Here is a 20,224-nt window from a genome sequence, read left to right as displayed (position 1 = left end):
GCGTTCTCACTAAGACCGCCGAATCGGCATTCGCATCGACGTAAGGATCCAATGACCTCCTCTTCTTCCCCTTCCCAGGACACCAAGCGCCTCGCGCACGACTATCCCGAAGGTCTTCGGGCCGATGCCCTGATGGAAGAGGACGTCGCCTGGAGCCACGAGATCGACGGCGAGCGCGACGGCGACCAGTTCGACCGCTCCGAACGCGCGGCACTGCGCCGTGTGGCGGGCCTCTCCACCGAGCTCGAGGACGTCACCGAGGTCGAGTACCGACAGCTCCGCCTGGAGCGGGTCGTGCTCGTCGGGGTGTGGACCACGGGAACGGCGCAGGACGCGGACAACTCCCTCGCGGAGCTGGCCGCCCTCGCCGAGACCGCGGGCGCGCTCGTGCTCGACGGCGTGATCCAGCGCCGCGACAAGCCCGACGCGGCCACCTACATCGGCTCCGGCAAGGCGTTGGAGCTGCGCGACATCGTCCTCGAAACGGGCGCCGACACCGTCATCTGCGACGGTGAGCTGAGCCCGGGCCAGCTGATCCAGCTCGAGGACGTCGTCAAGGTCAAGGTCGTCGACCGTACGGCCCTGATCCTCGACATCTTCGCCCAGCACGCCAAGTCCCGAGAGGGCAAGGCGCAGGTCGCGCTCGCGCAGATGCAGTACATGCTGCCGAGGCTCCGGGGCTGGGGTCAGTCGCTGTCCCGCCAGATGGGCGGCGGCAAGGGCGGCGGCCTCGCCACCCGTGGCCCCGGTGAGACCAAGATCGAGACGGACCGGCGACGGATCCGCGAGAAGATGGCGAAGATGCGCCGGGAGATCGCGGAGATGAAGACCGGCCGCGAGATCAAGCGCCAGGAGCGCAAGCGCAACAAGGTGCCGTCCGTCGCCATCGCGGGCTACACCAACGCCGGCAAGTCCTCCCTGCTCAACCGCCTCACCGGCGCGGGCGTCCTGGTCGAGAACGCCCTGTTCGCGACGCTGGACCCGACCGTCCGCCGCGCGGAGACCCCGAGCGGCCGCCTGTACACCCTGGCCGACACCGTCGGCTTCGTCCGGCACCTGCCGCACCACCTGGTCGAGGCGTTCCGCTCCACCATGGAGGAGGTCGGCGAGTCCGACCTGATCCTGCACGTGGTGGACGGCTCGCACCCGGTTCCGGAGGAGCAGCTCGCCGCCGTGCGCGAGGTGATCCGGGACGTCGGCGCCACCGACGTACCCGAGATCGTCGTGATCAACAAGGCGGACGCGGCCGACCCGCTGGTCCTTCAGCGGCTGATGCGGATCGAGAAGCGCTCCATCGCGGTCTCGGCCCGCAGCGGCCAGGGCATCGAGGAGCTGCTCGCGCTGATCGACCGCGACCTGCCGCGGCCGTCGGTCGAGGTCGAGGCGCTCGTGCCGTACACGCACGGCAAGCTCGTCGCCCGCGCCCACACCGAGGGCGAGGTGATCTCCGAGGAGCACACCGCGGAGGGCACCCTGCTCAAGGTCCGGGTGCACGAGGAACTCGCGGCCGACCTCGCGCCGTACGTTTTGGCACAGCTCGCCTGAGACACGCAGGACGACCAGAAGGCCCGCCCCTTTCGCGAGGGGCGGGCCTTCTGCGGTGTGCCGGTCAGCGACCGCCGTAGGTCTTGCTCATGTTCTCGTAGAGGGCCTGCGCCTTCCGGCCCAGCTGCGGGCCGGCGAGCCAGGTGTTGTCCGTCGGGCCGATCGAGGTGTTCGAGACCAGCTCCGTCTTGCCGTTCACCACACGGAACCAGCCGCCGCCGGAGGAACCGCCGGTCATGGTGCAGCCGATCCGGTACATCGTCGGCAGCGACGAGCTCAGCGACAGCCGGCCGGGCCGGTCGAGGCACTTGAACATCTTCAGGCCGTTGAACGGCGGCGCCGCCGGGTAGCCCCAGGCGCCCATGGTCGCCACCTCGGTCGCGGACGGCGCCGAGAAGTCGACGTCGAGGGCCGCCCCGACCGTCTCCTCCAGCGACTTCGCCCCGGACTCGGGCTTCACGTGCAGCACCGCGTAGTCGTACGCCGCACCCGAGCCGCCCGTCTCCGATCCGCCCTGGATCCACTCGTTCGAGGTCGAGGCCCAGTCCGCCCACCAGGTGCCGTACGGGGCGACCTCCGAGGTCGTCGCATTCGCCAGCTGCGACTCCGGCTTGCCGAGGTCGTTGTACGACGGCACGAAGGCGATGTTGCGGTACCAGCCGCCCTCCTTGCCGGCGTGCACGCAGTGGCCCGCCGTCCACACCAGGTTGGACTTGCCCGGGTGGTTGACGTCCTTGATCACCGTGCCGGAGCAGACCATGTGGCCCTCGGGCGAGTCGAAGAAGACCTTGCCCACGGGGGCCGCGTTCCGGTGGTACGGCGTCTTCTCCGCCACGGCCTTGACCGGCTGCGGCTCCGGGTCGCTGACGCCCTGGTCGGCGGCGGCGTCCTTGGTGGACAGCGTCTTGTTGGCCTCCTTGGCGGACTTCATCCGCTCCGGCTTCCACAGCCCCTGGATCACCGGGTTGACGAAGTCCTTGGCCTCACTGAGCCACTTGTCCTTGTCCCAGTTCTTCCAGCCGCCGTTCTGCCACTGGTCGACATCGATGCCGTGCTTCTTGAGCTTGTCCTTGATGTCGTCCGGGATGTGGACCTTGCCACCGCCGTCGGCGGCCTGGGAAGCGCCGGCGCCGGCCTGGCCGCCCGCCTTGGCGTCGTCGGAGCCGTTGCAGGCCGTGGCGGTGAGCGCCAGGGCGGCGACCAGACCGGTCGCGGCGAGGACGGTACGGCGACGGCCCGTCGAGGACCTACGTGCGGAACGCATTGGTGCGATAACCCCCGTTGAAGCTTGTGATGACATCCCACTATGCCCGTGGGACTGGGGACGGACGGCGGCGAGACGGTGAAGGTTCCTGTGAGACGCCTCGCCGCCGTCCATGCCCGGGCTGTGCCCGCGGGCTCTACCGCCCGGCGAACTTCTTGCTGACCGAGTCGTACACGCCCTTGGCCACCTCGCCCAGACGGGGACCCGCCAGCCAGCCCGAAGTCACCGGGCCGATGGACGTGTTGGACACGAGCGCCGGCTTGCCGTCCGCACCCGTCTCCACCCAGCCGCCGCCGGAGGAGCCACCGGTCATCGTGCAGCCGATGCGGTACATCGTCGGGTCCGACTTGTTGATCGACAGCCGGCCCGGCTTGTCCTGGCACTGGTACGCCAGCTGACCGTCGTACGGAGCCGCCGCCGGGTAGCCGGTCGCCGTGATGCTGCGCACCTTCGGCACCGCAGGGGCGTTGAAGTTCACCGGAAGTGCGCCGCCGACCGTCTCCTCCAGCGACTTGCCGGCGTTGCCCTGCTCCGGCGTCACATGGATCACGGAGAAGTCGTAGGAGGCACCGTTGCCGCCGGTCTCACCACCCTGATCGATCCACTGCTGCGACGTCTTGGCCCCGTCGGCCCACCAGACGCCGTACGGCGCGACCTCGTCCCTGGCGGCGTTCTGCAGCTGGTCGGCCGACTTGGCCGCGTTGTTGTACGACGGCACGAAGGCGATGTTGCGGTACCAGCCGCCGTTCTTGCCGGCGTGCACGCAGTGACCCGCCGTCCAGATGAGGTTGGACTTGCCCGGGTGCGCCGGGTCCTGCACGACCGTCGCCGAGCAGACCATGGTGCCCTCGGGGGAGTCGAAGAACACCTTCCCCGACGGGGCCGCGTTGGTGTGGTACGGCGGCCGGACCGCCTGAGCCTTCACCGGCGCCGGCGTCGGGTCCGTCACACCTTGGTCACCGGAGATGTCGTTGTCGTCGACACCCTTGTCCTTGTCCGGGTCGTTGGCGCGCCGCATCCGGTCCGGGTCCCACAGGCCCTTGATGATCGGGTTGACGAAGTCGTTGGCCTCGCGCAGCCAGTCGTCCCTGTCCCAGTTCTTCCAGGCGCCGTTCTTCCACTTGTCGATGTCGATCCCGTGCTCTTTGAGCTTGTTCTTGATGTCGTCCGGGATCTGGATCTTTCCGTCGCCGGTCCCGTTCGCCGTCGCGCTGGCGGTCGGCTTGCCGTCGGCGTGGTCGTCGCCGTTGCAGGCGGTGGCGGTCAGCGCCAGCGCCGAAGCGAGGGCGACCGCCGCCAGCACGGGGGAGGTTCTGCGGGAAGCGCCCCTCCCGCGGCGAACGGTGAACGACGGCCGTATGGATCGCATGCTCTTGACTCCCCCTGCTGTAAAGGAACTCGGCGCTTCGGCCGCGGCACCGGCCATGAACTCATGGGGAGTTCACGCCGGTCTCACGGCCTTGTGGGAACGGGACCACACACTATGCGCTCGCTGTGGGTGACTTCCGACGGAAGCGCAACAGTTCCGTCACGGCAAGGATCTTGAGGCAACCCGTAACCCGCAGGCCTGTGAGCTGTTGGTAGCGGTGGGGGTCCTGCTGCCTGTGCCCGGTCCCCGTGGATCAACTTGCCTCTGAACAGCGGGGAGGACAGCGAGCAGTGGCCGTGACCGAATCGGTGGCTGAAGGGGCGCACGGGGGAGCGCGTGCCGTGCACGAGGGGATCCTCAGGCGCCAGTCGGCGCGCGAGTCCGCAGCGCGCACCTATGCACGGGCCCTGCCCATCGTGCCCGTGCGGGCCCGGGGGCTGACCATCGAGGGCGCCGACGGCCGCCGCTACCTGGACTGCCTCTCCGGCGCCGGAACCCTCGCCCTCGGCCACAACCACCCGGTCGTGCTGGAAGCCATCCGCCGCGTCCTCGAATCCGGCGCCCCGCTCTCCGTCCTCGACCTGGCGACCCCCGTCAAGGACGCCTTCATCACCGAGCTGTTCCGCACCCTGCCGCCCGGGCTCGCCGACCGCGCCCGCGTCCAGTTCTGCGGACCGGCCGGCACCGACGCGGTCGAGGCCGCCTTCAAACTGGTCCGGGCCGCGACCGGGCGCACCGGCATGCTCGCCTTCACCGGCGCCTACCACGGCATGACCTCCGGAGCCCTGGCCGCCTCCGGCGGCGCGGGCGACGTACGGGTCGCCCGCCTGCCCTACCCGCAGGACTACCGCTGCCCCTTCGGTGTCGGCGGCCCGCCCGGTGCCGAACTCGCCGCCCGCTGGACCGAGTCCCTCCTCGACGACCCCAAGTCGGGCGTGCCGCTGCCCGCCGGGATGATCCTCGAACCCGTCCAGGGCGAGGGCGGGGTGATCCCGGCGCCGGACGACTGGCTGCGACGCATGCGGCAGATCACGGCCGACCGGTCCGTCCCACTGATCGCCGACGAGATCCAGACCGGCGTCGGCCGCACCGGCGCCTTCTGGGGCGTCGGGCACAGCGGTGTCACGCCCGACGTCATGGTCCTGTCCAAGGCCATCGGCGGCAGCCTCCCGCTGGCCGTGGTCGTCTACCGCGACGACCTCGACGTCTGGCAGCCCGGCGCCCACGCGGGCACCTTCCGCGGCAACCAGCTCGCCATGGCCGCCGGCACCGCCACCCTGGCCCATGTCCGTGAGAACGGCCTCGCCGAGCGAGCCGCCGCCCTGGGCTCCCGGATGCTGTCCCAACTGCGCGGGCTGCAGACGGATTTCCCCTGCGTCGGGGACGTCCGGGGCCGCGGCCTGATGATCGGCGTCGAACTGGTGGACCCGGAGGGTGAGGCGACCGGGCCGGGTGAAACCCCTTCCGCCGACGGCCACCACGCCACGACGAGCGGACTGGAACCCACCCGCACGCCTCGCCCCGCCGCCCCCGAACTCGCCGCGGCCGTCCAGCGGGAGTGCCTCGACCGCGGCCTCATCGTGGAGCTGGGCGGCCGCCACGACAGTGTCGTACGGCTCCTTCCGCCGCTGACCATCAGCGACGAGCAGGCGGCAGCCGTGCTGGACCGCCTCGCCGACGCGGTGGCCGCCGCGACCCGCCATCAGCAGGACCGCGGCCGCCGTCAGAGCCGGCCGGGCGGCCCTGCCCAGGGCACCGGCTAGAACCCGCACACCGGCGCCCGCACCGCCGAAGCCGGACAGCCCGACACGGCCTGCACCCCACCCCCTCGCCACCAGGACGCCCCACCGACCACGGCACGACGACCGAGCGGGCCCGACCGAACGAGAACAGCCCTGCCCCACCCCCGACCAGCCCCGAGGAGCCGTCTTGAACGCCACCCCCACACCCGACGGCAGGTCCGGCGGCCCCGACGACCAGGGGGACCCCGGCTCCCAGCCCTCTCCGGTGCCGCTCGCCGAGTCGGTTCCCCCGCAGAAGAGGCGAACCCCGGACGGCACGCGTGCGGGAGAGCCGGGCGCCGATCCGCTGGACGACCCCGACCCGCGCACCGCGGCCCAGGCCGCCGCCGTGGAGAGCCTCCTGCGCTGCTGGGTACGGGAGACGAACCTCGCCGCCCCCGCGACCAACACCCTGCGCATCCCGCTGCCCAGCAGCGGCACCGCCCTGATCGCACCGATCCGCCACTGGTCCCCGACGGGCTGGCACCGCTTCGCGCCACCCCGTCTCGCCGGCGCCCCCGAGGCGGCCCCACCGGTCGACGCGGTCACCCTCGCAGCGCTGCTCGCCAGGGAGACACCCGGGGACAGGGAGGGCAGGAGTACCTCGAAGCCCACGGCCTTCGACGACGGCGCGGACCTGGTCGCCAGGGTGGCCGACTCCCTGCGCCGCACCGCGATCTTCATCCGCGACCGCCGCGCACACCCGGCGGACGGCCCCGACCTGTTCCTCAGCGCCGAGCAGGCCCTTCTCCTCGGACACCCCCTGCACCCGACCCCGAAGAGCCGGGAGGGCCTGACCGAGGCCGAGGCCCGGCTGTACTCGCCGGAGGTGCGCGGCTCCTTCCCCCTGCACTGGATGGCTGTCGCCCCCTCCCTGCTCGCGACCGACTCGGCCTGGACCGAGCGCGGCCGTCCCGTCCCCGCCGACCACCTCACACAACGACTCGCCGGGACCGCCCTGCCGCTGCCCGACGGATGCTGCGCCCTGCCCCTGCACCCCTGGCAGGCGCGCGAGATCCGGCACCGCGAACCGGTCGCCGCCCTGCTCGACTCCGGCGCCCTCCGCGACCTCGGTCCACTCGGCCCCGACTGGCACCCCACCTCTTCCGTACGCACTGTCCACCAGTCCGGCGCCCCGGCGATGCTCAAGCTGTCGCTGGGCCTGCGCATCACCAACTCCCGTCGCGAGAACCTGCGCAAGGAACTCCACCGCGGAGTCGAGGTGCACCGGCTGCTGCGCAGCGGCCTGTTCAAGCAGTGGCAGGCCGTGCATCCCGGGTTCGACATCGTCCGCGACCCGGCCTGGCTCGCCGTCGACGACCCGGACGGCCGCCCCGTGCCCGGCCTCGACGTCGTGATCAGGCACAACCCGTTCGCCCCGGCCGACGACGTCGGCTGCGTCGCCGGTCTCGTCTCGCCCCGGCCCCTCGCCGAACCCGGCACCAACGCCACACCGATGCACGGCCCGTGGCCCCACCGGTCCCGACTGGCCCAGCTCGTCGCACGGCTGTCCGCACGCACCGGCCGGCCCGTCGGAGCCGTCGCCGCGGAGTGGTTCCTGCGCTACCTCGAACAGGTCGTCCGGCCCGTGCTGTGGCTGGACAGCGAGGCCGGCATCGCCCTCGAGGCCCACCAGCAGAACACGCTGCTCCTGCTCGACCGCGACGGCTGGCCCTCCGGCGGCCGCTACCGCGACAACCAGGGCTACTACTTCCGCGAGTCCCGGCGAGCCGACCTCGATGCCCGGCTGCCCGGCATCGGCGAGCGCAGCGACACGTTCGTCTCGGACGAGGTCACCGACGAACGCTTCGCGTACTACCTCGCCATCAACAACGTGCTCGGCCTGATCGGCGCGTTCGGCTCCCAGCGCCTCGCCGACGAGCGACTGCTCCTCGCGGCGTTCCGCCGCTTCCTCACCGACGTCGCCTCGGGCCCCGTCGCCTCGGGCCCCGTCGCCTCGGGCCCCGTCGCCCCGCGCTCCTCGCTGCCCGGCCTCCTGCTCGACTCACCCGTCCTGCGCTGCAAGGCCAACCTGCTGACCAGGCTGCACGGTCTCGACGAGCTCGTCGGCCCGGTCGACACCCAGTCCGTCTACGTCACCATCGCCAACCCCCTTCACTCCTGAACGAACCGCACCGTCTACCGCCATCTCCGAGGGCCATGCCCCCTTCGTCTCCCGAGAGGAGCGCTCCGTGCCTCCCACCGACGCGAGTGCCGGCACCGGCCCCGGCTCCGTCCCCCTCCACCCGGGCGTGGCCCGCACCTGGGACATCCAGGGCACCGGGGACCAGGGCGCCTGGGACGAGGGCGCCGGGGACACCGCGTCCTTCGGGGACGGCGAGGACACGCTGGACCTGCGCCTGCCCGACGAGTTCCTCGCCCAGTTCGCCGCGCCGCGCCTCGCCGACGGCCTGGACGACCTGCTAGACCACATCCCCACCTGGGGGCCGACCCCCACACCCGTGGGCATGTTCCAGCTGGTGCCGGTCCGTCTCGAACACGACCTGCCGCTCGTCCGGAGCTGGATGAACGACCCCGCCGTCGCCCCGTTCTGGGAGCTGGCCGGGTCCCACAACCGGACGGAGAGCCACCTGCGCGCCCAGATCGACGGCGACGGACGCAGCACTCCCTGTCTGGGCATGCTGGACGGCACCCCCATGAGCTACTGGGAGATCTACCGGGCGGACCTGGATCCACTGGCCCGCCACTACCCGGCCCGTCCGCACGACACCGGGATCCACCTCCTCATCGGCGACGCCGCCGACCGAGGGCGCGGACTGGGATCCGCTCTGCTCAGAGCCGTGGCCGATCTGGTCCTCGACCGTCGCCCCACGTGCGCTCGCGTCGTCGCGGAGCCCGATCTTCGCAACACCCCCTCCGTGGCCGCCTTCCTGAGCGCAGGCTTTCGGTTCGCGGCCGAGGTCGACCTGCCCGGCAAGCGGGCCGCCCTCATGATCCGGGACCGAGTCCTGCGCGGCCTGATGTAACGCCACGTGACGGCGCGTTCACATGTTGTACGTCCGGCGGGTCGCCGTGGTTCCCGCTCGCCCGGAGCGAATTTCGGAGCCCGCCGAACGCGGCGTACGCGCCCCCCGCCCCGATCCCGTCCCGCCCCAGGAGCCCCGGCTGTGATCCCACCCCTCGTACCCGCCTTGATCACCCGTTTGTCAGTGCCGGGCCGTAGGGTGGTCGGGCTATGACGAAGCCCTCACTCCCCGAACTCCTGCATGCCGCTGTCGCAGCCGTCGGCGGCACGGAGCGCCCCGGCCAGGTGTCCATGGCCGAATCGGTCGCCGAGGCGATCGACGACGGATCCCATCTGCTGGTCCAGGCCGGCACCGGCACCGGAAAGTCGCTGGGCTATCTCGTGCCCGCGCTCGCGCACGGGGAGCGTGTGGTCGTCGCCACGGCCACACTCGCGCTGCAACGCCAGCTCGTGGAACGGGACCTGCCCCGCACCGTCGACGCCCTGCACCCGCTGCTGCGCCGTCGCCCGGAGTTCGCCATGCTCAAGGGCAGGTCGAACTACCTGTGCCTGCACCGCCTGCACGAGGGCGTGCCGCAGGACGAGGAGGACGGACTCTTCGACCAGTTCGAGGCCGCCGCGCCCACCAGCAAGCTGGGCCAGGACCTGCTGCGCCTGCGGGACTGGGCCGACGAGACCGAGACCGGCGACCGGGACGACCTCACGCCGGGCGTCTCCGACCGTGCCTGGTCGCAGGTGTCGGTGTCCTCGCGGGAGTGCCTGGGCGCGTCGAAGTGTGCCTACGGCGCCGAGTGCTTCGCGGAGATGGCCCGCGAGCGTGCCAAGCTCGCCGAGGTCGTCGTCACGAACCACGCACTCTTGGCCATCGACGCCATCGAGGGCGCCCCGGTACTCCCGCAGCACGAGGTGCTGATCGTCGACGAGGCGCACGAGCTGGTCTCCCGCGTCACCGGCGTCGCCACCGGCGAACTCACGCCCGGCCAGGTCAACCGTGCCGTGCGCCGAGCCGCCAAGCTCGTCAACGAGAAGGCCGCCGACCAGCTCCAGACCGCCGCCGAGGGCTTCGAGCGGCTGATGGAGCTGGCCCTGCCGGGCCGTCTGGAGGAGATCCCGGAAGACCTCGGCTATGCCCTGATGGCGCTGCGGGACGCGGCCCGCACGGTCATCTCCGCGATCGGCGCGACCCGCGACAAGTCCGTCCAGGACGAGGACGCGGTCCGCAAGCAGGCACTGGCCTCGGTGGAGACGGTCCACGACGTGGCGGAGCGGGTCGTGAACGGCTCCGAGTGGGACGTCGTCTGGTACGAGCGCCACGAACGGTTCGGCGCCTCCCTGTGCGTCGCCCCCATGTCGGTCTCCGGGCTGCTCAGGGAGAAGCTCTTCGCGGACCGCAGCGTCGTCCTCGCTTCGGCGACCCTCAAGCTGGGCGGCGACTTCAACGGCGTGGGCGCATCCCTGGGGCTGGGTCCCGAGGGTGTGGAGGGCGAGGATCTGCCGGCCTGGAAGGGCATCGACGTCGGCTCGCCCTTCGACTACCGCAAGCAGGGCATCCTCTATGTCGCCAAGCACCTCGCCCGTCCCGCACGGGACGGTGAGCGCACCGACATGCTCGACGAGCTGACCGAGCTCATCCAGGCGGCCGGCGGCCGCACCCTCGGACTGTTCTCGTCGATGCGGGCCGCCCAGCTCGCCGCCGAGGAGCTGCGCTCCCGGATCCCCGAGTTCCCGATCCTGCTCCAGGGCGAGGAGACCCTCGGCGAGCTGATCAAGAACTTCGCGGCCGACCCCAAGACCTGCCTGTTCGGCACGCTGTCGCTGTGGCAGGGCGTCGACGTCCCTGGCCCCAGCTGTCAGCTGGTCGTCATGGACAAGATTCCGTTCCCGCGCCCCGACGACCCGCTGATGAGCGCCCGCCAGAAGGCGGTGGAGGAGGCCGGCGGCAACGGCTTCATGGCGGTGGCCGCGACGCATGCGGCCCTGCTCATGGCCCAGGGCGCCGGCCGCCTCGTGCGGGCCTCCGGGGACCGTGGTGTGGTCGCCGTACTTGACCAGCGGCTCGCCACCGCGCGGTACGGCGGCTACCTCAAGGCGTCACTGCCCGACTTCTGGTACACCACGGACCGCAACCAGGTGCGCAGGTCGCTCGCGGCGATCGACGCGGCCGCGAAGCAGACGGAAGCCCAGTGAACCTCGCCCACCTGGACCAATAGGACCAGGTGGGCTGTACGGCGGCTCTGGGCGGAGCCGAACGCACAGGGCCCCGGAACCGGCGCAGGGGTCCCGGGGCCCGGTCAGGGAGCGGGCCGCCCGGCCCGTCCGCCGCAGCGCTCAAACGCGCCGCAGCACGGCGACGACCTTGCCGAGGATGGTCGCGTCGTCGCCGGGGATCGGCTCGTAGGCCGAGTTGTGCGGGAGGAGCCAGACGTGGCCGTCCTCGCGCTTGAAACGCTTGACGGTGGCTTCGCCCTCCAGCATGGCCGCCACGATGTCGCCGTTCTCGGCGACGGGCTGGCGGCGGACGGTGACCCAGTCGCCGTCACAGATCGCGGCCTCGATCATGGAGTCGCCGACGACCTTGAGGACGAACAGTTCGCCGTCGCCGACGAGCTGCCGGGGGAGGGGGAACACGTCCTCGACCGACTCCTCCGCGAGGATCGGGCCACCGGCGGCGATACGGCCGACCAGCGGGACGTAGGACGCCGCGGGCTTGCCGGCGGTGTCCGTGGGCTGCACGGTCACGGCCTGGTCGGAGCCGCGCACCTCGTAGGCGCGCGGGCGGTGCGGGTCACGGCGCAGGAAGCCCTTGCGCTCCAGTGCCATCAGCTGGTGCGCCACCGAGGACGTGCTGGAGAGGCCGACGGCCTGGCCGATCTCGCGCATCGACGGCGGGTAGCCGCGCCGCTGCACGGAGTCCCTGATGACCTCGATCACCCGGCGCTGCCGGTCGGTCAGTCCGGAGCTGTCCGCCCGGATGCCTGGAGGTCGGCCCGGCAGGGAGCGCTTGTGCCCCTCAGGATTCGTGGCTTCGTTCATCGCATGTACCGGCTCGACTCGGCCCTGGGAGCGGTCCTGGGCAGTGATGGTGGCACTGTCTGCGGTGGTGGTCACGTCGGCCCCTCTCGATGGTCTCCCTGCTGGACAACGGTAGTTGCTTTCGAAAGGTTGCGCCAAACACACGTTCGAGTGAAAAAGTGCGATTCGCCTGACGTGATCATGTGTCCAGGTGTATGGCTAACGCGACCTCTGGCGGACAAAAGCGCCCATTGTTGTACGCTGCACCGCCGGGGTGGATCACCTCGTGGGTTGCTTCCCCAGTCTGCCACCCGGAACCCCGTCAACCGGGATCCGGGGCCCTTCTGTGCCGGAGCCCTACGCGTCCTCCGTGCGGCGCCCACGCTATCTCCGCAAGTGTCCTGGCGGTACGTCCGCGCGCGCGTGTTTTCACAGGTGGCGGGGTGACTGGGCCGTACGGGCGTGTGTCCCTGCGACACGCGCGAGCTGTCGGTGTATCAGCCAATCCCCACATCTAGTGGTTGGATTGCTACAGCAGCCCACAAGTTGTGGTCCCCCGGGTCTGAGAGACCTCCGCGATCGCCTATGCTTGGGGCTGCTTCGAGAGGCCCCTGAGGCCTCTGGGGGCTGTTTAGTCTGCTGTGAGGAGGGTTGGAGATCATGCACTGCCCCTTCTGCAGGCACCCCGACAGCCGCGTGGTCGACAGTCGTACGACCGACGACGGCACGTCGATCCGGAGACGCCGCCAGTGCCCGGACTGCTCCCGTCGTTTCACGACCGTGGAGACGTGTTCGCTCATGGTGGTCAAGCGGTCCGGAGTCACCGAGCCATTCAGCCGTACCAAGGTCATCAACGGCGTGCGCAAGGCATGCCAGGGGCGGCCTGTCACCGAGGACGCACTCGCCCAGCTGGGTCAGCGGGTCGAGGAGGCGGTGCGGGCCACCGGAAGTGCCGAGCTGACCACCCACGACGTGGGTCTGGCCATACTCGGCCCGTTGCAGGAGCTCGACCTCGTCGCCTATCTGCGATTCGCCTCCGTCTACCGGGCGTTCGACTCGCTCGAGGACTTCGAGGCCGCCATCGCGGAGCTGAGGGAAGCGACGCGAGGCCCCGCCGCGGACGACGAAGACACGGGGGCGGGGAGCCAGGAAGACGATCGCGGGCCCGGAGGGACCACCCAGGTCCCCGTGCCCGCCCACGCCGCCGACTGACCGGCGGCCGGAACCGGACGGAGGCCCGGGTTCCGGCCGGGAGGCGGCGATCCAAGACCTGTTGTGGGTGGATCTGAGGGTGCCCGCAACACAAGACAGAACACCGTGTCACGGGAACATCGTGGCACTTCAGGGCGTTTTAGCCCGTAGAGGGAGGCGGCATGACAGAGACGGCGAGCGGTCCGGCACGAGGTGCCCGAGCGAAGGGCACCAAGGCCACCAAGGGGCTGCGTATCGAGCGCATCCACACCACCCCCGGCGTACACCCGTACGACGAGGTCGAGTGGGCGCGCCGTGACGTCGTCATGACCAACTGGCGCGACGGCTCGGTCAACTTCGAGCAGCGTGGCGTCGAGTTCCCCGACTTCTGGTCGGTGAACGCGGTCAACATCGTCACCAGCAAGTACTTCCGTGGTGCCGTCGGCACCCCGCAGCGCGAGGTCAGCCTCAAGCAGCTGATCGACCGCATCGTGAAGACGTACCGGAAGGCCGGTGAGGACCACAAGTACTTCGCCTCGCCCGCCGACGCCGAGATCTTCGAGCACGAGCTGGCGTACGCCCTCCTGCACCAGATCTTCAGCTTCAACAGCCCCGTCTGGTTCAACGTCGGAACCCCGCAGCCCCAGCAGGTCTCCGCCTGCTTCATCCTGTCCGTCGACGACTCCATGGAGTCGATCCTCGACTGGTACAAGGAAGAGGGCATGATCTTCAAGGGCGGCTCCGGCGCCGGCCTGAACCTCTCCCGCATCCGCTCCTCCAAGGAGCTGCTGTCCTCCGGCGGCAACGCCTCCGGCCCGGTCTCCTTCATGCGTGGCGCCGACGCCTCCGCCGGCACCATCAAGTCCGGTGGCGCCACCCGCCGGGCCGCCAAGATGGTCATCCTGGACGTCGACCACCCCGACGTCGAGGACTTCATCGAGACCAAGGTGAAGGAAGAGGAGAAGATCCGCGCCCTGCGTGACGCGGGCTTCGACATGGACCTCGGTGGCGACGACATCACCTCCGTCCAGTACCAGAACGCCAACAACTCGGTCCGTGTGAACGACGAGTTCATGAAGGCGGTCGAGCAGAGCGGCAAGTTCGGTCTGCGTGCGCGCATGACCGGCGAGGTCATCGAGGAGGTCGACGCCAAGTCCCTCTTCCGGAAGATGGCCGAGGCCGCCTGGGCCTGTGCCGACCCGGGCATCCAGTACGACGACACCATCAACCACTGGCACACCTGCCCGGAGTCCGGCCGGATCAACGGCTCGAACCCCTGCAGCGAGTACATGCACCTGGACAACACGTCCTGCAACCTGGCCTCGCTGAACCTGATGAAGTTCCTCAAGGACGACGGCAAGGGCAGCCAGTCCTTCGACACCGAGCGCTTCCAGAAGGTCGTCGAGCTGGTCATCACCGCGATGGACATCTCGATCTGCTTCGCGGACTTCCCGACCCAGAAGATCGGCGAGAACACCCGCGCCTTCCGCCAGCTCGGCATCGGCTACGCCAACCTCGGCGCCCTGCTGATGGCGACCGGCCACGCGTACGACTCGGACGGCGGCCGCGCCCTGGCCGGCGCCATCACCTCCCTGATGACGGGTACGGCCTACCGCCGCTCCTCCGAGCTGGCCGCGGTCGTCGGCCCGTACGACGGCTATGCCCGCAACGCCGGCGCCCACAAGCGCGTCATGAAGCAGCACGCCGACGCCAACGGCACGGCCGTCCGCATGGACGACCTGGACACCCCGGTGTGGGCCGCCGCCACGGAGGCCTGGCAGGACGTGCTGCGCCTCGGTGAGCAGAACGGTTTCCGTAACTCCCAGGCGTCCGTCCTCGCCCCGACCGGCACCATCGGTCTGGCGATGTCCTGCGACACCACCGGTGTCGAGCCCGACCTCGCGCTGGTGAAGTTCAAGAAGCTCGTCGGCGGCGGCTCGATGCAGATCGTCAACGGCACCGTTCCGCAGGCCCTGCGCCGCCTGGGTTACCAGGAGGAGCAGATCGAGGCGATCGTCGCCCACATCGCCGAGCACGGCAACGTGATCGACGCCCCCGGCCTCAAGCACCAGCACTACGAGGTCTTCGACTGCGCCATGGGCGAGCGCGCCATCTCCCCGATGGGCCACGTCCGCATGATGGCCGCGATCCAGCCCTGGATCTCCGGCGCCATCTCCAAGACGGTCAACATGCCGGAGACGGCGACCGTCGAGGAGGTCGAGGAGATCTACTACGAGGCCTGGAAGCTCGGCGTCAAGGCGCTCGCGATCTACCGCGACAACTGCAAGGTCGGCCAGCCGCTCTCCGCCAAGAAGAAGGAGGACACGAAGGCCGAGATCACCGCGAAGGCCGAGGACACGATCCGTACCGCGGTCGAGAAGGTGGTCGAGTACCGCCCGGTCCGCAAGCGCCTCCCCAAGGGCCGCCCGGGTATCACCACGTCCTTCACGGTCGGTGGCGCCGAGGGCTACATGACCGCCAACTCCTACCCGGACGACGGTCTCGGCGAGGTCTTCCTGAAGATGTCCAAGCAGGGCTCGACTCTCGCGGGCATGATGGACGCCTTCTCCATCGCGGTCTCCGTCGGCCTCCAGTACGGCGTGCCGCTGGAGACGTACGTCTCGAAGTTCACGAACATGCGCTTCGAGCCGGCCGGTATGACGGACGACCCGGACGTGCGGATGGCGCAGTCGATCGTCGACTACATCTTCCGCCGCCTGGCGCTGGACTTCCTGCCCTTCGAGACACGCTCCGCGCTCGGCATCCACTCCGCCGAGGAGCGTCAGCGTCACCTGGAGACCGGCTCCTACGAGCAGTCCATCGAGGACGACGAGGTCGACGTCGAGGGTCTGGCGCAGTCGGCGCCGCGCGCCCAGGAGCTGAAGGCCGTCGCCGCCCCGAAGGCCGAGGTGGCCAAGCCGGACCCGAAGCAGGCGCACACCAGCGCCGAGCTGGTGGAGATGCAGCTGGGCATCCAGGCCGACGCCCCGCTGTGCTTCTCCTGCGGTACGAAGATGCAGCGCGCCGGCTCCTGCTACATCTGCGAGGGCTGCGGCTCGACCAGCGGCTGCAGCTGATGACACGCGGTTCCTGAGGTAAGGGGCGCCGGCCAATGGTCGGCGCCCCTTACTTTTGCGGTTGCTTCCCCGGGGGTGCGCGGGGCGCCGTAGCCTCCGATCATGAACACACCCCGGTGGTACGACGCCGACATCCGCGACCTCTCCGAGGCGGACCGGGCCACCGCCCTCGACACCCTGGCCGAGGACCTTCGTTCACCCGATCCCGTGGTGCGCGACGACGGCGCCTACCTCGCGGCCGTCCGCTGGACACCCGCGCTCCGCCCGGGGGAGCGAGGCCGGCTCGGCGACCGTATGACCGTTCATCTGAAGGACCCGGCCGTGCAGGCGCGCAGCTTCGCGCCGCTCGTCCTCGCCCGGATCGTGGAGGCCGGCGACTGGCAGCCGCAGTGGTGGGACGCCTTCGCGGACTGGTACCCCGCGGAGACGGATCTGCGCGGCCATGACCCGGACCTGGGCTGGGTGCACGCCGTCGCCCACGGAGCGGATCTCCTGGCGGTACTCGCCCGGCACCCCGGCCAGCCGCCCCAGCAGCTCGCCGAGTTGGCCACCGCCCGCTTGCTGGCGCCCACGGATCACCTCTTCGACGCGCAGGAGGACGACCGTCTCGCCTACGCGCTCGCGCAGATCCTCGGCCACCCTGCCCTCACCGAGGCCGACTCGGTGTGCTGGCTGGCCCCGGTCGCGGCGGCCTTCCGGACCGGCGAGCCCGGCCCGGTGCCGGCCTGGGCCTCCAACGCCATGCGCACCCTGCGGATGCTCTACGTCCTGACCGACCGGGGGCTGAGCAGGCGCAACACGAACGAGCCGCCGCGCTCGCCCACCCACCGCGAGGCCGTCCTGGAAGAACTGGCCCGGACGCTCGCGATCGTGGCTCCGTACACGGCCTGAGCGTCAGGGCCGGTTCGCCCTGCCCATGACCCTGGTGAAGGTTGACGGATCCTCGTCGAAGCCGTGGACACCGGCGCGGAAGATCCACCCGCCGGACTCGTCCCGCACGAACTCGGCGATCGTGGCCGCCGTGGCCCCGAGGACCGAGCCGAAGCTGTCCTCGGCGAGCACGGTGTAGCCCTCACGCACACGCATGGCCGGATTGAGCACGTTGACGAACGTCCTGGGCCCGGACTGCTGTTGGATGACGACACCGATCACCACGCGCGCGTACCGGCTGTCGAGCCGGTCCAGTTCGAGCGTCATGACCTCGTCCCAGCCGAATCCCTTGCCGTCCGTGCTGTCCCGGTTGAGGAAGATCGTGCCGTCCGGCGAGCGGCTGTCGTAGTGCACCAGATAGGCCGGAGTTCCGTACGGGTCACCGGACACGAAGGTCGCGGCGACGACGTCGAGGTCTGTGGGCGGTTGACCCGCAGGACTGGGGTCCCACTTGAGGGCGACCTCGATCTTGCGGTTTCCCTTGCTGAAGCCGGTCACCGGGCTTCCCCTTCCCCCCTGAAGATCTTTCTTCCCCAACTGCCTTGGAGCCGGGGTTCCTTGTTCATCGTGCCACGCGCGCGGGGGCGTATGCGCGGGCGATCTCCGCCGGAGCGTGACCGACGCCACGCCCTGTGGCCTTACGATGGCGCGGTGCTGGTCAAGTGGATTCGCTGCACCGTGGTGGACCGCCGCGGCTTCGAGCGGGGGCAGCGGAAATGGGCGGGGCTTCTGGGGGAGCCGGGGTTTCGGGGGCAGGGTGGCGGCTGGAGCCGGCAGCGGCCGGGAGTGGCGCACATCTTCGCCTTCTGGGAGAGCCGTGCCTTCTACGACTCCTTCATGGCCCGCTCGCACGACCGTCTGGCGGCCGCCCAGTCCGGCACGTTCAAGGACGCCCAGGTCAAACTGTTCGAGTACCGCTTCGACGTGAAGACGGGCTTCGAGCCCCGCTTCACCGACTCGGATCTGATCCGTGTGGCCCTGTGCCGAGTGCACGAGGAGCGCGTCGAACACTTCACCCTCATGCAGGAGAAGGTCTGGAACCCCGCGATGGCCGGATCGCCCGGCATGATCCGGGGTATGTTCGCCGAGGCACCCGAGCACGAGTTCCTGGTCCTGTCCATGTGGCGGTCGGCGGCGGAGCACGGCAAGTACCGCACCGAGCGGGTGGAGCGCCTCGCCCTGCGCGCCCAGACGGAAGCGGACATCGCCGCTCTCTCCGGTGACATCGTGGAGCTGGAACCGTCCTGGACGGTCTGAGACGGTTGGAAAATCCAACGCTCGAATTGCCTGTCGGGAGCGGTTCCATACGCGGAATTCGTGTGACCTACGCCGTAAGGGGTCCGTTCGAGTGCTCGACCGCCCCCGGCACGATCTAGGGTTTTGGCATGGCACGACCACGGCGCATCGTCCTTGTCCGGCACGGCGAGTCAACGGGCAATGTTGATGACTCCGTGTACGAGCGGGAGCCCGACCATGCTCTCGCGCTGACCGAACGCGGCTGGCAGCAGGCCGAGGAGACCGGCAAGACGCTCCGGGAGCTCTTCGGCCGGGAACGCGTGAGCGTGTACGTCTCCCCGTACCGCCGTACGCTCGAGACCCTGCGCGCCTTCCACCTCGACCCCGACCTCATACGCGTGCGGGAGGAACCCAGACTGCGCGAGCAGGACTGGGGCAACTGGCAGGACCGCGACGACGTACGCCTCCAGAAGGCGTACCGGGACGCGTACGGCCACTTCTTCTTCCGTTTCCCCCAAGGGGAGTCCGGCGCCGACGTGTACGACCGGGTCGGCGGCTTCCTGGAGAGCCTGTTCCGCAGCTTCGAGGCCCCTGACCATCCGCCGAACGTGCTCCTGGTGACCCATGGACTCGCGATGCGGCTGTTCTGCATGCGCTGGTTCCACTGGACGGTCGCGGAATTCGAGTCGCTGTCGAACCCCGGGAACGCCGAGATGCGGATGCTCGTTCTCGGTGATGATGACAAGTACACCCTCGACCGGCCTTTCGAGCGCTGGCGGGACCCAGTGCCGTACTGGGTCACCGGATAGAGTGGCAGGGCGATGACCGCTGACTCCTCTTCCCTCCGGCGCCTGGAGCGCGCCCTGGCCAGCCTGCGCGGACTGGCGGTGGGGGACGCGCTGGGCTCGCAGTTCTTCGTCCCGGTGAACTACCCCCTGCTCAAGAGCCGCGAGACGCCCGTGGGCCCCTGGCAGTGGACCGACGACACGGAGATGGCCTGCTCCGTGGTGGCCGTCCTGGCCGCCCACCAGCGCCTCGACCAGGACGCACTGGCCCGCTCCTTCGCCGAGCACCACGACTTCGACCGCGGCTACGGCCCCGCCGTCAACCGGCTGCTCCGCCTCGTCCGGGAGGGTCAGGACTGGCGTGAGCTGGCCGCCGGCCTCTTCAACGGCCAGGGCTCCTGGGGCAACGGCGCGGCGATGCGTATCGCGCCCCTGGGTGCCTGGTACGCGGACGATCCGGAGCAGGCGACCCACCAGGCGGAGATCTCGGCCTATCCCACGCATCAGCACCGTGAGGCCGTGGTCGGCGCGATGGCCGTCGCGGCTGCCGCCTCGCTGGCCGCCTCGCCGGACGGCCCGCCCAGCCCCGAGGCGCTCCTCGACGGCGTCATCGCGCTCGTGCCGAAGAGCGCCGTCGGCGCCGGGCTGCGCCGTGCCCGGGACATGCTCGACTACGGTGACGCGGGCACGGTCGCGGCCGTTCTGGGGTGCGGACGCCGTACGAGCGCCCATGACACCGTCCCCTTCGCGCTCTGGTCCGCGGCGCGGTCCCTCGCCGACTTCGAGACGGCGTTCTGGACGACCGCCCAGGTGGGCGGGGACGTGGACACCACCTGCGCGATCGTGGGTGGTGTGCTCGCGTCCGGCAAGGTGGGCACCCCACCCGCGGAGTGGGTGGAGCGGACCGAGGCGCTGCCGGACTGGGTGCCCGCAGGCCTCTGAGAGCCGCTCCGGCCTCTACGACTCTCCGTGTCCGTCGGGAACTCTGCGTGATTGCCGCCCGTTGTCCCGGTATCCGCCGCCCGCGTCGAGTCGAACGAGGACTCGG

General features: G+C 70.3%; 15 protein-coding genes. 11 read left to right on the top strand and 4 right to left on the bottom strand.

The genetic code is table 11. From position 1 onward, the window contains the following. Positions 1-51: 51 nt before the first annotated feature. Positions 52-1,545 (top strand): GTPase HflX, encoded by a 1,494-nt coding sequence (gene hflX / locus ACIRVH_RS27955; protein WP_403958398.1) that lies wholly within the window; start codon positions 52-54, stop codon positions 1,543-1,545. Positions 1,546-1,609: 64 nt separating this feature from the next. Here hflX and ACIRVH_RS27950 read toward each other — a convergent pair whose 3' ends face one another. Together ACIRVH_RS27950 and ACIRVH_RS27945 are read right to left on the bottom strand one after the other, a co-directional pair. Then, entirely contained in the window at positions 1,610-2,809 is a 1,200-nt protein-coding gene (locus ACIRVH_RS27950; RefSeq protein ID WP_403958395.1) for a trypsin-like serine peptidase, read from the bottom strand. A gap of 136 nt (positions 2,810-2,945) precedes the next feature. After that, positions 2,946-4,178, bottom strand: coding sequence for a trypsin-like serine peptidase (locus ACIRVH_RS27945; RefSeq protein ID WP_403958393.1), 1,233 nt, complete (start codon positions 4,176-4,178; stop codon positions 2,946-2,948). Between the two features lie 290 nt (positions 4,179-4,468). On the opposite strand from ACIRVH_RS27945, the gene ACIRVH_RS27940 reads away from it, so the two are divergent. The 4 genes from ACIRVH_RS27940 to ACIRVH_RS27925 all read left to right on the top strand — a co-directional run bounded on the left by ACIRVH_RS27940 (position 4,469) and on the right by ACIRVH_RS27925 (position 11,132). Continuing rightward, on the top strand, positions 4,469-5,941 hold the full coding sequence (locus ACIRVH_RS27940) for a diaminobutyrate--2-oxoglutarate transaminase family protein (RefSeq protein ID WP_403958390.1): 1,473 nt from the start codon (positions 4,469-4,471) through the stop codon (positions 5,939-5,941). 166 nt (positions 5,942-6,107) lie between these two features. Beyond that, positions 6,108-8,084 (top strand): IucA/IucC family protein, encoded by a 1,977-nt coding sequence (locus ACIRVH_RS27935; protein WP_403958387.1) that lies wholly within the window; start codon positions 6,108-6,110, stop codon positions 8,082-8,084. A 67-nt stretch (positions 8,085-8,151) separates the two neighbouring features. Next, positions 8,152-8,946, top strand: coding sequence for a GNAT family N-acetyltransferase (locus tag ACIRVH_RS27930; RefSeq protein WP_403958384.1), 795 nt, complete (start codon positions 8,152-8,154; stop codon positions 8,944-8,946). A gap of 209 nt (positions 8,947-9,155) precedes the next feature. Beyond that, positions 9,156-11,132, top strand: a complete 1,977-nt coding sequence (locus tag ACIRVH_RS27925; protein WP_403958381.1) for an ATP-dependent DNA helicase — start codon at positions 9,156-9,158, stop codon at positions 11,130-11,132. Positions 11,133-11,273: 141 nt separating this feature from the next. Here the strand turns inward: ACIRVH_RS27925 and lexA are convergent, their stop codons facing one another. Beyond that, on the bottom strand, positions 11,274-12,053 hold the full coding sequence (gene lexA / locus ACIRVH_RS27920; protein WP_094216449.1) for a transcriptional repressor LexA: 780 nt from the start codon (positions 12,051-12,053) through the stop codon (positions 11,274-11,276). Between the two features lie 564 nt (positions 12,054-12,617). Here lexA and nrdR point away from each other — a divergent pair. From nrdR to ACIRVH_RS27905, 3 genes are all read left to right on the top strand, one after another. Beyond that, positions 12,618-13,169 (top strand): transcriptional regulator NrdR, encoded by a 552-nt coding sequence (gene nrdR, locus ACIRVH_RS27915; RefSeq protein ID WP_403958377.1) that lies wholly within the window; start codon positions 12,618-12,620, stop codon positions 13,167-13,169. A gap of 161 nt (positions 13,170-13,330) precedes the next feature. Beyond that, the gene (locus ACIRVH_RS27910; RefSeq protein ID WP_403958374.1) at positions 13,331-16,225 is read left to right on the top strand and encodes a vitamin B12-dependent ribonucleotide reductase; all 2,895 of its coding nucleotides are present in this window, start codon (positions 13,331-13,333) and stop codon (positions 16,223-16,225) included. 102 nt (positions 16,226-16,327) lie between these two features. Next, complete coding sequence (locus ACIRVH_RS27905; RefSeq protein WP_403958371.1) at positions 16,328-17,116, top strand: DUF2785 domain-containing protein; 789 nt, start codon at positions 16,328-16,330, stop codon at positions 17,114-17,116. Positions 17,117-17,119: 3 nt separating this feature from the next. On the opposite strand, the gene ACIRVH_RS27900 is transcribed toward ACIRVH_RS27905, so the two are convergent. Continuing rightward, the gene (locus ACIRVH_RS27900) at positions 17,120-17,692 is read right to left on the bottom strand and encodes a TerD family protein (protein WP_403958368.1); all 573 of its coding nucleotides are present in this window, start codon (positions 17,690-17,692) and stop codon (positions 17,120-17,122) included. Positions 17,693-17,806: 114 nt separating this feature from the next. Between ACIRVH_RS27900 and ACIRVH_RS27895 the strand changes: the two genes are divergently transcribed. From ACIRVH_RS27895 to ACIRVH_RS27885, 3 genes are all read left to right on the top strand, one after another. Then, positions 17,807-18,412, top strand: a complete 606-nt coding sequence (locus tag ACIRVH_RS27895) for a YdbC family protein (protein ID WP_403958366.1) — start codon at positions 17,807-17,809, stop codon at positions 18,410-18,412. Positions 18,413-18,540: 128 nt separating this feature from the next. Beyond that, a complete protein-coding gene (locus ACIRVH_RS27890) occupies positions 18,541-19,200 on the top strand; it encodes a histidine phosphatase family protein (protein WP_403958363.1) in 660 nt (219 codons plus the stop codon). Between the two features lie 12 nt (positions 19,201-19,212). Further along, on the top strand, positions 19,213-20,118 hold the full coding sequence (locus ACIRVH_RS27885) for an ADP-ribosylglycohydrolase family protein (RefSeq protein ID WP_403958360.1): 906 nt from the start codon (positions 19,213-19,215) through the stop codon (positions 20,116-20,118). Positions 20,119-20,224: the final 106 nt, after the last annotated feature.

The organism is Streptomyces sp. NPDC101165 (assembly GCF_044768135.1).
Taxonomy (GTDB): Bacteria; Actinomycetota; Actinomycetes; order Streptomycetales; family Streptomycetaceae; genus Streptomyces.
Note: the sequence above shows the minus strand (reverse complement) of the source record. Positions and strands in the feature narration are given on the sequence as shown.